Here is a 14,397-nt window from a genome sequence, read left to right as displayed (position 1 = left end):
TGGTTTACGGCCTTCACCATAACAAAAATTAAATCAATGGCAATTCCCCACTTATACGGAAGTTTGTCCAAGTAATAATACGGACGCCGCAGGAAACTAATTTCAGGTTTTCGGTTTGAATTCTCATTCAATTACGAAAGGGCATTTCTTTCTTCGCTGAAAACTTGAAAACTGAAAACTTGAAACTTGCCTGTTTCTCATAAACCTTTGCGCGTGCGCTCCTGCGTCATCTTTAATCCAACCGCCCGTGGCGAAAAGGCCAACCAGTTTCGCCGTCACCTCGACGAGATCGGCGCCGAATGCGTTTTGAAACAAACCACGAAAGCCGGGGATGCGCGCCCGCTCGCCACCGAAGCCGTCCACGAAGGTTTTGAAACCATCATCGCCGCCGGTGGCGATGGGACATTGAACGAAGTGCTCAACGGCATCGGCGATGCGCCCGATGGATTCGCGCGCGCCCGGCTCGGCGTGTTGCCGCTCGGCACAGTGAATGTCTTCGCCAAGGAATTGGGCATGCCCGCACAGTTGAAAGAAGGCTGGGAGGCCTTGCACAATGGCCGCGAACTCAAAATTGATTTGCCCTGCGTTGAGCATGCGGTGAGTGGCGTCGCGCAACGGCGTTACTTCGCACAACTCGCGGGCAGTGGCTTGGACGCACGTGCGATTGAACTTGCGAACTGGGAATTAAAAAAGAAAGTCGGCCCGCTCGCTTACGTCTGGGCGGGCGTGGAAGCCATTCTCGGCAAACCCTCGTGGATCACAGTGACCAACGGCGCGGAAACGGCCGCGGGCGAATTGGTGCTCGTCGGCAACGGGCGTTTTTATGGCGGACGCTATCGCGTGCATGCCGATGCCGACTTGAGCGATGGGCTGTTGGACGTGTGCGTTTTCCCCAAGGCGAACTGGCAAACGCTATTGAGTTGCGCGGGCATGTTCGTCGCCGGACAACCCTTGCCGCAAGGCGTGGCGAAATGTTTTCGCTCGCAACAGTTCACGCTCACCAGCGAGTCCCCCACCCCGCTCGAAGTGGACGGCGAAAACATCGGCCATTTGCCGGCGTCGTTTTCGCTTGAGAAACAAAAGCTGCGGGTGGTCGCTCCGTAAAAATTACTCGCCTGTCTCCGCGTGGAGATACATGGATTGCAGCGCAATCTTGCCCGGCCCGGTAAAGCGATTCCAAAAAATCTGCCCGCCGCCGCCGAAGATGCCCACCGTCAGGCGTTGAAAAACGGTTTCCATCTGCACACTGCGGTCCTTGTAAATCCAGCCGCCCGGCTCGATGTCAATCTGCTCGCCCGGCCGAAGGTTTACTTCAAAAACATTTCCGTAACCGTGCAGCCAAAGAATGCCTTCCTGCGCTGGACAGGAAAAGGTGTCTATGAAAAATCCCGTGCCGCCGAGCAGCATGTTCGCCACGCCGCGAACGCGTGTGAAGGTGAAATCAATATTGTCCGTGGCCGCGAGAAATTGATGCTCGCGCACATCCACTGCCATGCCGGGCGTGAGATGCAAGGCGAACACGTGACCGACGCCATCGCGGCTGAACGCGATGCGACCCGGCCCGTGCGCCCCGGTGAGAAACACCGGCATGCCCGCAAGCATGCGCTTGAGCATGCCCTTCATCGGGCGCAACTGGACGTTCACCGCCGGGTCTTTCCACAACAAAATGTGATGCTCGAAATAAATGCCGGTCGAACTCAGTTCAAGATGTAGAACGGGAACCAGCTCGCCTTCGATGTGATAGGTGATGCCGCCAAAAGTTTCATTGAGGGCATTTGTCGCCAGTTGTTTTGGAACAGCCATAATTTTTTTGGTTGATGTGATTCGATTCCTCGCCAGGAATCTTACACATCACGAAATGGCGGGCAATAAATAATGAAGTGAAAAAATGCAATGCGGCATTGCGCTTATAACCGCCAAACCCTTTGCTAACCGGCACTCTTTGGACTCACGGATAAACCAGCCGAAAAAACGCGCTGCCGTTGATCGTATTCGCGGCGACCGCAATTTGATTGGTCATCGTTGAACTGGCGACGGTCGTCCAATTATTCCCGATGCCTTCGCCATTCACATTCGTTTGCGCTTCGAGCCGCCAGCCGATGTGGTCCGCCGGCCAGACGAATTGAAGCGTTCCATTATTGATGCCGAAACTGAGATTCGGCGGAGTGGTCGGCACCGGGGCGGCCACACCCAGCAAAAGGCCGTCGAGTTGATAACCGTAATTGATCGCGGCGTTGTTGAAGCTTTGCGTCGAGGAGGTCGCGGTGAAATTGCCTAATATATATCCGCCCACGTGCGGCGTGCCCGCCACGAATGCGTAGGATTGCGAGGGACTGGAAACCTGGCCGGAGGTGATCGTGAACACGCGCGTGCCCACACTGCTGCGGGTATCGGCTTCGAGGAATAACACTTTGTAAATTCTTCCCGCGACCAAATTACTCAAAACCAATGTCCCGCTGTTGAGCCCCAATTCGCCATAGTTCAAGACCGAGTCGAAATTGGCATCGCCAGTCGTTCCGCCACCGGAAAGAAACGCGGTGTAAGGCGATCCATTCAAACCGTAACTGAGATTCACGCTCGGGTAAGTGCCGAAAGAATAGCCGTTAGCGGTGGTGCGCGCTGTGGCGTCGCCAAGACTCACGCCATAGACTTCCTGCCCCGGCGTGCCAACCAAACCGAGCACGGTATTATCGGAAAAAAAACCACTGGTGAAACTAAGTCCGCTGGAAATAACCAACGGCGTGGCGCGGGTGGAAATCGAATCGGCGCTTTCACCCAAAGTATTTACCGCCGACACGACGTAAAAATAAGTCGTGCCATTGGTCAAGCCGCTGTCGTTGTAACTCGTGCCGGTGATGCCAGTCGCGATCACGGCGTAAGGCCCGCCGTTGGTCGTGCTGCGTTTCACATTGTAAGTCGTCGCGGCGGCGGAGGCCATCCAACTCAAACCGGCTTGCGCATTCGCGGGCGTGGCGGCGAGTCCGGTTGGCGTTGCTGGTCCGGGGAACAGGGAGGTCGTGTCGCTCTGAAGTGAATTGCCGCTTTCATTGCCCGCGCCGTCCACAGCAGACACGACGTAATAATAAGTGGTGTTCGGCACGGCGGAATTGTCCCAATAAAATGTCGCGACAATGTTGGTGGCAATGGTCACATAAGGCCCGCCATCGCTGGTGGCGCGCTTGATATTGTAACTGGACGCGCCGCTCGTCGCCGCCCAATTCACCACGATCTGCGTGGTGGAAAATGCGGACGCCCCCACGCCGGTCGGTGCTGCTGCGCCGTAGGTGAAGGACATTTCCGCGAGTTGAATTCCCGAGGCGTCGCCGTTGTTGGCGGTGACATTGAGCCGGTAATAGGCGTAGGCGTTGGTGTTGGCGAAAGTATATTTTTTAGTCAACCCGCGGCTGGCGAAGGTCTGCGCGGTTTGCGTGTCCAGAGTTACCCACGCGCTGCCATCGGCGGAACCTTGAAACTGCCAATTCTTCGGGTCGCGACCGGCTACGTCGCTGGCGCTGATGAGCACATAACCCACGAGGATGTGCGTTGGTCCGCCAAAATAATATTGCAACCAACCGGTCGTGCCGCCGTTATTGTTAAACCACTTGGTACTTGTAGAACCGTCGAACGCCTGGGCTGCTCCCTGGCTCGGCGCGTTTTGACTCGATGCCGACGCGACGCCCGCCGCTGGCTTTCCCGAGGCTTCAATCGAGTTAGCGCTTTCACCCATCGCGTTCACGGCGCTCACGACGTAATAATAATTTGTGCCGTTGATCAAACCGGTATCCACATAACCGAGATGCCCGATGTTCGAAGCGATAACCGTGTAATTGCCGCCGCTCGTGGCAGAGCGTTTTATTTTATAACTTGCCGCGCCGGGCGAGGCCGCCCAGTTCAATGTGATTTGAGTATTGGTTCCCGCCGTCACCAAATCCAGCGGCGCGTTGGGGAGCGTTGCGGGCAAAACCGGTTGCGTGGGCCGGGTAAACGTCAGCGGCAGCAGGCCTTTGAGCATGTCGCCGCCGTCCTTCACGAGGCGCAAATAAAAATCCGACGAACAATGTGTGCCGTCGGCGTCCAGCGTGAGAAACCAATTATTCGTCGGGATCATCGAGGCATCTTCGGCACACTTGAAAATAGGCGTGGCTTCGTTCATCTCGTCGAACATGGCGATGAACACGCTCGGCGCGTGGATGGACGCCATGTCGGAAAGTTGCGTCCATAAAAAATTTCCTGCGTTTCTCGGAAATTGATTTTTTGGCGAACTCGAACCGTTCGAATTGAAGAAAGAAGTGCCCGGATAAGCATTCGGCAAATAATCCATTCCGTTGCTGTTACAGCTCGCAAAGTCGGCGGTGAGATAAGGCAGATAACCGGAATCGGTGGCGCGGCCTACCGCCCATGGCCCGATCAAATCCATCATCTGATAAACCGGCATGAAATTCGGGGCGGAGTCGCCCGTGCCAGTGCGCCATTGGCCTGGCACGCCGCCCATGACATAGCATCCCTGCGCCTTGAGAAAGTTGATCAGGTCCATGCAATCGTTGGTCGAGCCGGGCCCGGGATTCGGGGCGGTGGCGTAACCCATGCCATAAACACCCACGACTGGTTTGCCATTTTGATGCGCGTAGGCGGGCGAGGAGGTGAGATGCAGCGTATTGACGATGGTGTTTGTCCAATCGAGTTTGATGTCGGCATCCATTGTCGAATGTCCCGAGGCGTCGTACTCGATGAAAAATTTTCGTCCCGTCGCGAGCGCGGCGTTCATGACCTTGATCGCCATCCCGTCGCGTTGCGCTTTGATGCTCGAACCGGGGGTGATCTCATTTGCGAACCGCTGCAAGGCCGCGCAATCAATGTCGTTTTGCGCCATCCAATTAAAGTGCGTGTTGACGACTTGCTGATCATAAGCCGAAAACATTGTGGCGGGCTGGCCGTTGCCGAGGTTGCCAAAAAAAGCGGGCTCGTTGACACCGCCTTGCGCGAACGGACAACCGGCATAGGTCGTCGCGTATTCGCGGCAGTCCGGCCACATCTCCAGATTGTCGTGTCCCCAGCCATTCACCGGTGAGCCATCGCCCGCCGCCGAGAACCAGCCTTGATAACCCACCGTGACTTTGCCGACGACATCGCCGCCGAGATAAGGCGTGAGGATGGCCTTCAAAAAATTCGCCGCCTTGATATGACCACTCGGACTCGGATGCACGCCGTCATTATAATCTCCCGAATTCAGCCAGCCGGTCGTGTCCACGTAATGCACTTTGGCATCGCCCATCACTTTGCGCGCATTGACGGCGCCCTGGGTTTGCGCCGCCAGGAAACCAAGATACGGGCGCATGCAAAAAATATCCGCGTTGGGAAATTGCGTGCGGATGCCCGCCAAAAAATTGGTGTAGTCACTTTGAAAAATCGCGCCCGGCACGCCGTTCGCACCGCCATCGTTTTGGCCAAGATTGATGACCACCAGCCTTGGAGTGTAATTAGTAAATGTCCACGCGGGCGAGTTCGTATTGGCGAAGGATTGCTGCTTGAAATATTGGATGTCCATGCCGATGCCCTTGTAACCGGTGACCAGATTGACTCCCGGATACGCGATCTGCGTGTGCTCGCAATTTAATTTCTCCGCCGCCACCCAACCGTAGTCGGAGACATTCGCCTGCGGATCGGTGTAGCCGGTGGTGATGGAATCACCGATGAACTCGATGAGATTGGTCGAAACCGCGGGCGCAGTCGTGACACCGCCGGCGCTGAGCGTCAATCCCTGGAACTTGAAAACGTAATCGTAATCCTTTCCCTGCGCGACGCTCAACGTGTGAACGCCATTGGTCAGCGGCGTCGGCGTGAGGTTGACGGAACCACTGCCCACGTTGGTCAAAGTCGTCCACGCGCCGCCATCAATTTTAAAATCAAAATAACTGGTGTTGCCCAATTTTACCTGGACCGTCGTGCCGGAGAAATTGACCTTGATGTACGCCCCGCCCCATTGACTCACGTATTGCGATGGGCTGCTGAAATCCCAGCGGCCAAAATATTTGATGTTCGTATCGCTCAACGAACCGTTGGGCGCAGCACTCGCGCTCATCGCGAAAATCGCAAGCACACTTATCGCGGCAAATAAAAATTGTTTCGTCGCGAAAAATATTTGCCGGAGGCGGGTGATGCATCGAAATTTCATGTTGCTCTTCCTTTTAATTATGGCTGGACTGCATGCACGGTCGTCAATGATCGAAAAAACCGCGCAAGTCTCCGAACGTGAAGGCGAAATTTTTGTGGGCTGCACGATTGTGCGTCATAAAAAAGTGATCGTGAGTCGCGGTTCGTCTTGCGTTTAAGGAGACGCAAAAACATACTGTTTTGAAGCCGGCTTGGGTATCCCCTAAAGCGAGGAGCCGGAACCGTGATGCATTTATGATGGTTTTAATTTCTGAATGAACGCACATTCTTCGTGAGACTCAATGGACAAAGATTTCACTTCTGTTGCGATAAACCCGGCTGGATCAGTCCGGATGTGCACGCCTGTCTCGCGAAGAAATGGCGGCGGAAAGAAATTATCCCCGTCTCTCGACACTCAAGCGGCGTTCACCTTGATCGAGCTTTTGGTCGTGATCGCGATCATCGGCATCCTTGCGTCGCTTTTGCTTCCCGCGCTTACGGCGGCGAAGAGCAAGGCTTACCAGAGTAATTGCTTTTCCAATCTCCGGCAGATCGGGACGGGCTTTGCGATTTTGCTTTCCGATAATCAGGACAAATTTCCCGACGAACGTCCGCTGAAAAATTCGCTCGGTTACCTGCCGTGGACGACCTGGCCGACCTCCGACCCGCGATCTGGCTGGGCGGTGCAAACCTTGTCCAACGAAGTGCCCGCCACCGCCGTTTGGAGTTGCCCCGCCATTTTGGCGTCGCCGCCGTTGGCAAAGGCACCGCAATGTTCTCAAGCTTTTCTGCCGGGGAATTCAAACTCCGTCTCCACCTATTGGCTCTGGCGTTTTGATCGTCCCGATGACCCGGTTCCGCTGGAAGATTTTTGGAATAAATCCGTGGAGGAAGGCACGGATGATTTGCGCGCCGCCAATGATCCAACGGTCGGCCAGCCTTATGGCGCGGCGGATGTCGAGCTTGCGGTGGATCCTTATTTTCCGGCGACCATCCCCACCGTCCCCGCTGAACTCAAGGGCCGCACCGCGCATCACGGCGGACGCAATCGTTTATTCATGGACAATCACGCGGACTTTGAACGCGACGCGCGGTTGCAGTAATGGATTAAATTTTTTCGATCGCGCGAACCACCAATACCGTTCGTCTCACGGAACGCAGATGACTGGCTGGCTGCCATCCTGCCCACGCCACGACCGCCATTCGTTCATGGCCTTGCGGCCCTCGGGCGTGTTTTCCGAATGCCAATCAGAATCCTCGGTGAGCCTCACCAAGGTATTGCTCTGAAAATAAGTGCCTTGACTCGACGGCGACAATTCATTGAGCAGACGCCCAGCCAACCGCGCAGCCATCACCTTATCCAATATCTGCTTCAATTCGGGAGTGTAAGTTAGTAGGTAAGCTATTTTCCGCTTCTTCAGATCGTGTTTGTAACCTGCGAATCCCACGACGATGGCCCGGACACCGTCACCACTCGGACCACCAATGCCCTTGTCTGGAGGGATGGTGTTCAACGGCATCGCATAGAGTTCTTTCTCGCTTTCGTCATAAAACCAGACCTGGGTTCTGTCGCCGCGCCCGCTCATGCCGCGAAATTTCGACGCCACGATCCAGCCCACCACCGCCAGCGCCGCCGTGGCGGTCACCACTTTCAAAAAAGTCTTTGCGCCCGGATTCATTCAATATGCGGAGGTAAAGGATGATTGCTGGCTGCTGTGGTAATTGATGTCCACCGACCACCAGCACTCGGTTCGGTCACAACGAATATCGTTTGCATTCAGGCGTTCCACATGCCCGTCGGCAAAGGCGTAATTCGCATCGCCGCCGTGCCGCTGGCAGCCATATTGATCCTGCTGCAAGCGATTGAAGCCCGCCTCGTCCTCCGATCCACTGCCGCTGGTGTCGGTATTCTTGATCCACCAACTGTCGTCGGCCCAGGTCGCCGGGCTGCCGCAGCCGCCGTCACCATACCAGATGAGTTTGGAAGGATTGGTCACATCGGTATATTTCTTCATGCCCTCGAAATAGCCTTGGGTAAGGGCTCGCCCAAACGGCATGCTGCTGATCTGTGCGGCCGGATTGGGATTGCCATCCACGTGAATCCAGTGTCCGCCACCCACACCGATGCCGCTTTGATTCCACTTCTCATAATCTCCGCCCGCCGCCGGAATGGATGGGCCGGCCACGCCGATTCCGACCTGCGTCCAGTCCGTCCCGGGCGCAAGTGCGAAGCCGCCGTACACCGCGTCATTCGCCGACATGCCGTCCGCATAGACCGCTTGCTTCTCGGTCGGACAATCATAAACCGAAGCCGCATGACCAACATAATCCCAAAGAATCACCCGGTAGGTCGTCTCAACGCCTGTAGTCGGCACCGCCGTCTGCAACGGATTCATCCAATTTTCATAGTCGGAGGTATAAGCTATCGAAGCGATGGCGAGCTGACGCTGGTTCGAGCGGCAGACGGCACCCTGGCCTTTTTCCTTGGCCCGGGAAAGCGCGGGCAAGAGCAGGCTGGCGAGAATGGCGATGATGGCGATGACGACCAGCAATTCGATCAGGGTAAAAGCGCGAGGGTTTGTTGCCGGTCCAATAAATTTTTTCGCACTGGCTGATTGCGATTGTTCCTTTGGTGCTTTCATATTTCCTCCAGCTAGTGAACTTCCTATGCACAGTGCGATTGCTCGCCCCAAATTTGAGTGAGTGTGTTCCAGACAGAATTCCTTGTCAATTTTACTTTTGTTTACACCGTCTGAATTTTGCTTTGGCGTTGACGTGTCTTTGAACTTCGTTCTAATGAATCCAGAACATGAAAGAAAGAATCCCGGCTGGGGAAAAAGGGGGCATCGCCAAAATATTTTCGAGTCGCGCGGTTTGGCTTTTGCCGTGCATCGTTGCTCTGCTCGCCGCTGGTTGTGCCGAGGTTCCCGTCGCGCCGGAAAATTTTCCGTCTCAAAAAATCAGTTTCGATTCCGATGAATCCGGAAAACCACCGGCTCATTTCACCACCGGATTGACCGGCGGCGGCGGCCCGGTGTCCTGGATGGTGCGTAATGATTCCCGCGCGCGCGATGGCAAAAAAATTCTCGTGCAGGAAAGTTCAGACGATACCAGTTATCGTTTTCCCGTTTGTGTTTATGATGACTTCACCGCTCGCGACGTGGCCGTGGAGGTAAAATATAAAGCCATCTCGGGCAAAGTGGATGAGGCGGGCGGAATCGTTTTGCGCTACAGCCCGGAAAATTATTACATCGCCCGCGCCAACGCGCTTGAAGATAATGTCAACCTGTTCAAAACCGTGCGCGGCAAGCGCTCCCGCATCGCGGAAGTCCCGGTTAAAGTCACCGCCGGCGAATGGCACACGCTCCGTTTCGAGGCCAAAGGTTCGCATCTTAAAATTATTTTCGATGGCAAGACGATCATTGATACCCGGGACACGACTTTCAAACAGCCCGGCAAAATCGGATTGTGGACCAAGGCGGATAGCGTCTCGGCCTTCACTGATCTGAAGATTGAACCGCTTCCTTGATGAACATTTTATTTTCGCGGGATGCCCGCAATTTTTGGCGAAGATTATTTGGAGTCGTTGCGCTCGCGGCCTTCGTCCTCGTCGCGGGCTGCATTTCCGATTCAAAAAATTCTGGGCCACAGTCCGCGGACGCTACGGCTGTGGATCTCAACGACGAAATCAGCCGGGCAACAAAATCCGATCAATGTCTCGTGCTGTTCGTTATCGAGTCCGGACAAAGCAAAGCGGATGGCGAGGCCCAATCTCTTTTTGAAAGGCAGCGTGACGCGCAAGACAGCCGCATCAAATCCGTTTTGCTCGACATCAGCGTTTCGCGCAATCGCGCCACGGCGAACCGTTATCATGTCACAAACACTCCCATGCTCGTCTGTCTTTCGCCACAAGGATTGATCGCAAGCCGTGATGAAGCGCCTATCACCGCGACGGTCGTTTCCAAACGCCTTCGTCAAGTTGCTGAGGCGTCTCGCGAATTGGATGCGAGGTTTGACGCGTTGCAAGCGGCGGCCAATCGTGATCCCAATGACCTTCAAGCGCAATTTGCTCTTGCTGATTTTTTGGTGTCGCGTCAAAACAAGCTCGAAGCGATTCCGCATCTCGAATTTGTCGCGCATAACGAAAAGGCCGCGCTTCCGTTGCGAGTTCGCGCGTGGGTTGAAGTCTGCCAGGCGCACATCTGGATCGGCGAACGCGAGAAAGGCCGCTTTGGCGCGCGGGATTTGATCGCCACGCTGGGACCGAAAACGGCGGATGCGCGCGCCGGTGGCAATCTGGCCATCGGAAGGTTGGAGATAATAATGAACCATCCGGAACTGGCGCGCCAGAAATTGCAGGAGGCGGTCAATGCCGCGCCGGATTCGGAATATGGAAAACAAGCGGCGTCCGAACTCACGAAACTTTCGCCGGAAAAAAAATAATGCGCCGTCATATTTTGTTTTTAAAAATTTCAACGACGCTCGCGTTGGCCGGCCTTCTCGCCGCGTGCCATCGGTCTGGCAATTCAAATGCGACGCCGGAAAAACCAAAAGTGGTTCTTTATTGCGCGACGGATCGCGAGATGGCGCAGGAATTGATTGACGAATTCGAGAAGGAAACCGGCATTGAAATCGAAGCGAAATTTGACACCGAAGCCGCCAAAGCCGTCGGGCTTGTGCAGGCGATTCGGCAGGAAAAATCCAATCCGCAATGCGATGTCTTCTGGGGCGGCGGCGAATTTTTTTGCGCGATCATGGCGAACGAAGGCTGCCTCGCGCCCGCGCCGGAAGATCTCGTTCGCGCCGTCGGAGACGCACCGCATGATGCTCAAGGACGCTGGCTTGGTTTTGCCGCGGGCTACCGCGTGCTGATCGTGAACACAAATGTCCTCACGCCCGATGCGTTTCCGCATTCGTATCGCGACCTGACCGATCCGCGTTTCAAGGGGCATACTGGCATTGCCAATCCGCTTTTCGGCGGGATGGCCGCGCACACGGCGGCGATCTTTTCCAAAATCGGCGACGACCGCGGACGGCAATGGATCGAAGGTTTGAAGAGTAATGATTGCGCCGTTTGCGCGGGCATGGCGGACGTAAAAAATCGCGTGGCCTCGGGCGAACTGTGGTTCGGCATCACGGCGACCGACGATGCTTACGTCGCGCTCGAAGGCGGCAAGCCCGTGGCCGTCGTTTATCCCGACCAGGGCACGAATGAAATTGGCTGTCTGCGCGCGGCGAGCACGGCGGCGATTGTCGCGGGGGCGCCGCATCCAAAAGAAGCGGAAAAGCTTCTTCGCTTTCTCGTGAATTCAAAAACTGAGAAAGTTTTGAGCGCGGGCCCGGCGCAAAGCGTGGGTTTGCTGCCGCAAAGTGTCGCCGAGGACGTGCGTCCCCGATGGATTCCCAAGCGGGTTCACTGGATGGACGTGGATTGGAATGCGGCGGTGAAAGCGCACGAACAAGCGGCCAAGGCAATCAAGGAAAACCTGCTCGATCAATGAAAAGCCTCACCGCGTTTTTGGCTGTGTCATTGATTCTGATCGCAGGAGGTATCGTATTTTCACCGCTCGCTGCCACACTTTTTGGGGCGGGATTGCGGGCGGGAATACTGGCCGGAGCCTTGCATGGCGCGGCGGGTCCGTTCGCCGGTTCGCTTTTAACGGCCCTGGTCAGTGCGCTCGTGGCGTTGTTGCTGGGAACACCCTTCGCGATTCTGGTTGAGCGCGCGAAGCCGGGCTTGAAACGAGTTTGGTGGACGGTCGGTTTGCTAGTGCTCATGGTTCCACCCTATATTGTCGCGGAAGCTTTTATTGTTCTCTTCGGGCCGCATGGAAAAATTTCGATGCTCGTGGCCAGCTCGCTCGGCTTCGCACCGCACTCGAATGATCCCATCGCACTGGCGCGGTTTGAAATCCCCGGGTTCGTTTATCATTGGGCCACCGTGGGAGTCGTGCTCGGCGGATGTTTTTTTCCGATTGTAGCTTTGGCGGTGGCGAACGCGTTTCGCCGGACAGACCAAAGAATTTTCGAGTCGGCGCGAATGGCGCAAGGTGCGCGTGGTGTGTGGCGCATTGCAGCGCGCGTGCTCACGCCACCGGCGCTGGGCGCGGCGTTGCTAGTGTTTGCGGTGGCGTTGACGGAATTCGCCGTTCCCCAACTGCTGCGCGTGCGAACGGTCGGCGAGGCCGTGTATGAACGCATTCAGGAAGGCGATCTCGCGATGGCGGCGGCGTTGGGACTTCCTTTGTTGCCACTCGTAGTCGCGGCAGGCGCGCTGGGCGCGTTTGTGCTGACGCGCGCGCGTCTCGCCAGCCTCGCCGGACTGGAAGGCGACGTTCCAAAATTCGGCGGCAAACCCGCCGATGCCGCCGGTGAATGGTTTGCCGGTGGCATGACGCTTTGCGCCATCCTGCCCGCACTGATCGTCCCGTTCACTTCGCTTGCGTGGCTTGCGACGACGGCGAAATTACCGGTCACTACCGCAGCGGGAACTTACAAAGTTTTGCGCGCGACGGGATTTTGGGAATCGCTTCAAGGGGCCTGGACGCTGGCGCACGACGATGCGATCCGCACAATTCTTTTGGCAGCGCTGGCGGCTACGATGGCGACTGCATTTGTCATTGTACTCGCGCGACTCGCGTCGCGGATCGGCTGGGGCGCGCTCCTCGGCGTCATGGGCGCGGGGATGGCCGTGCCCGCGCCCATCGTGGGACTTGGGCTGATTCTTTTGTGGGACCATCGCTGGAGCGCGATGATTTATTCCGGGCCTGCCATTGTTGTGCTCGCGTGGTTTTCACGATTTTTGCCGATCGCGATTTTTCTCACGCAGGGCGCGCTCGCGCGCGTGCCGCGCGAACTCGAACAGGCTGCGGCCCTGGCCGGAAGAAATTTTCTCGAACGATTTATTTCCGTCGTGATGCCCATTGCCGCGCCCGGATTGGCAGCCGCGTGGCTCGCCATGTATGTGCTTTGCGCGACAGAATTCAGCGCGACCGTTTTGATTGCGCCGCCCGGAAGCCCCCTGCTCGCGCCCTCAGTTGTGAACCTGATGCGGCGTGGGCAAGACCCTGAAATTGCGGCGTGCCAATTCCTGCTGCTTGCGGTGGTCGCGCTTCCGCTCGTGCCCATCGCGCTCGCCACGCTCGGCGCAAAAATGCGCGCCGTCCGAAAATCATCATCATGAACGAAGTCCTTCGCATTGCGAATATCAGCCAGGCGTTCAACGGCACGAGAGTTTTGTGCGATGCCAATTTTGCCGTCGGGGCGGGCGAACGCCTTGCCATTCTCGGCCCGTCAGGCAGCGGCAAAACGACATTGCTGCGCTTGATCGCCGGGCTCGAAGCGCCGACGTCGGGGGAAATTTTTGTTGCGGGAAAGGCGGCGGCGCAGGCGGGAAAAATTTTGATCGCGCCGGAGCATCGCGGAATCGCGCTGGTGTTTCAAGGGCTCGCGCTGTTTCCGCATTTGCGCGCGCTCGATCAGATTTCTTTCGCGGCGCGCGGCCGCGGCGGCGTGGAAAAGGCGCGCGAATTGTTGAATCGCATTGGCCTGGGGCATCGCGAAAACGCGCCGCTCGACCAACTTTCCGGCGGCGAACGCCAGCGCATCGCTCTCGCTCGCGCGCTGGCGCAGCAGCCGAAAATTTTGTTGATGGACGAACCGTTCGCCAGTCTCGACGATGAAAAACGCGCCGAGATGCGCGACTTGCTGCGCTCGCTGCTCGAAAAAAGTGAGACCACACTTATCCTCGTGACGCATTCGCGCGACGACGCCTTGAATCTGGCGCAAAAAGTTTTGGTCCTGGAAAAAGGCGCGACGGTTGCGTATGACCAACTCGAATCCATTCTCGCAAGGCCGCCGCACTCCGCAGCGGTTCGCTGTCTTGGCCTTGGGCAAATCGTAAATGGCGAAATCGTCGCGACTGGTGAAGCGCAAACTCCATTCGGAAAAATTCGCGTCACGGGCAGCGCGGCGTCCGGGCCGGTGCGGGTTTTGGTAAGGCCGGCCCAGCCGGTGATTGTCAACGACGCCGGAGCGGTGGAAGGAGAAATTGTTTCCCTCGAATTGCGTCCCCCGGAAATGCGGGTAGTTCAACAAGTGGCGGCCGTACGCGTCGGCGGCGCGCTTCTGCGAGTTTTTGCCCGCGATGAAAAATTAAAGCTTGGCCAGCTTGTGCGTGTGCGGATTGACGGCCAATGCGAAGTCGTCTAACGCTTCACGCTGCCAAAATACTTTTCACTGCCGAAA

At 56.6% G+C, this 14,397-nt stretch carries 12 protein-coding genes; 8 read left to right on the top strand and 4 right to left on the bottom strand.

The window, feature by feature from the left end; translation table 11 throughout:
• The first annotated feature begins 186 nt into the window (after window positions 1–186).
• A complete protein-coding gene (locus VH413_12445; protein HEX3799500.1) occupies window positions 187–1,104 on the top strand; it encodes a diacylglycerol kinase family protein in 918 nt (305 codons plus the stop codon).
• Window positions 1,105–1,107: 3 nt separating this feature from the next.
• Here VH413_12445 and VH413_12440 read toward each other — a convergent pair whose 3' ends face one another.
• Together VH413_12440 and VH413_12435 are read right to left on the bottom strand one after the other, a co-directional pair.
• Window positions 1,108–1,803 carry an AIM24 family protein gene (locus VH413_12440; protein ID HEX3799499.1) on the bottom strand — a complete coding sequence of 232 codons (696 nt, stop codon included), beginning with the start codon at window positions 1,801–1,803 and terminating at the stop codon, window positions 1,108–1,110.
• Window positions 1,804–1,948: 145 nt separating this feature from the next.
• Window positions 1,949–6,172, bottom strand: a complete 4,224-nt coding sequence (locus VH413_12435) for a GDSL-type esterase/lipase family protein (GenBank protein ID HEX3799498.1) — start codon at window positions 6,170–6,172, stop codon at window positions 1,949–1,951.
• A gap of 19 nt (window positions 6,173–6,191) precedes the next feature.
• Here VH413_12435 and VH413_12430 point away from each other — a divergent pair, with 19 nt between their 5' ends.
• Entirely contained in the window at window positions 6,192–6,329 is a 138-nt protein-coding gene (locus VH413_12430) for a hypothetical protein (protein ID HEX3799497.1), read from the top strand.
• Between the two features lie 174 nt (window positions 6,330–6,503).
• Window positions 6,504–7,253, top strand: coding sequence for a type II secretion system protein (locus VH413_12425; protein ID HEX3799496.1), 750 nt, complete (start codon window positions 6,504–6,506; stop codon window positions 7,251–7,253).
• Window positions 7,254–7,298: 45 nt separating this feature from the next.
• Here the strand turns inward: VH413_12425 and VH413_12420 are convergent, their stop codons facing one another.
• Both VH413_12420 and VH413_12415 read right to left on the bottom strand, forming a co-directional pair.
• Entirely contained in the window at window positions 7,299–7,829 is a 531-nt protein-coding gene (locus VH413_12420) for a hypothetical protein (GenBank protein HEX3799495.1), read from the bottom strand.
• Entirely contained in the window at window positions 7,830–8,792 is a 963-nt protein-coding gene (locus VH413_12415; protein HEX3799494.1) for a prepilin-type N-terminal cleavage/methylation domain-containing protein, read from the bottom strand.
• A gap of 167 nt (window positions 8,793–8,959) precedes the next feature.
• Here VH413_12415 and VH413_12410 point away from each other — a divergent pair, with 167 nt between their 5' ends.
• The 5 genes from VH413_12410 to VH413_12390 are packed head-to-tail and all read left to right on the top strand — an operon-like array spanning window position 8,960 to window position 14,361.
• The gene (locus VH413_12410; protein HEX3799493.1) at window positions 8,960–9,679 is read left to right on the top strand and encodes a family 16 glycoside hydrolase; all 720 of its coding nucleotides are present in this window, start codon (window positions 8,960–8,962) and stop codon (window positions 9,677–9,679) included.
• A complete protein-coding gene (locus VH413_12405) occupies window positions 9,679–10,593 on the top strand; it encodes a hypothetical protein (protein ID HEX3799492.1) in 915 nt (304 codons plus the stop codon). The genes VH413_12410 and VH413_12405 overlap by 1 nt, the downstream gene beginning before the upstream one ends.
• Window positions 10,593–11,651, top strand: coding sequence for an extracellular solute-binding protein (locus VH413_12400; GenBank protein ID HEX3799491.1), 1,059 nt, complete (start codon window positions 10,593–10,595; stop codon window positions 11,649–11,651). Before VH413_12405 ends, VH413_12400 begins: the two co-directional genes overlap by 1 nt.
• A complete protein-coding gene (locus VH413_12395; protein ID HEX3799490.1) occupies window positions 11,648–13,333 on the top strand; it encodes a hypothetical protein in 1,686 nt (561 codons plus the stop codon). Before VH413_12400 ends, VH413_12395 begins: the two co-directional genes overlap by 4 nt.
• Window positions 13,330–14,361, top strand: a complete 1,032-nt coding sequence (locus VH413_12390; protein HEX3799489.1) for an ATP-binding cassette domain-containing protein — start codon at window positions 13,330–13,332, stop codon at window positions 14,359–14,361. Before VH413_12395 ends, VH413_12390 begins: the two co-directional genes overlap by 4 nt.
• The last annotated feature ends 36 nt before the right edge of the window (window positions 14,362–14,397 follow it).

It is taken from the genome of Verrucomicrobiia bacterium (assembly GCA_036268055.1).
In the GTDB taxonomy this organism is placed as follows: domain Bacteria; phylum Verrucomicrobiota; class Verrucomicrobiia; order Limisphaerales; family Pedosphaeraceae; genus DATAUW01.
This window is presented reverse-complemented; position numbering and strand designations above follow the sequence as displayed.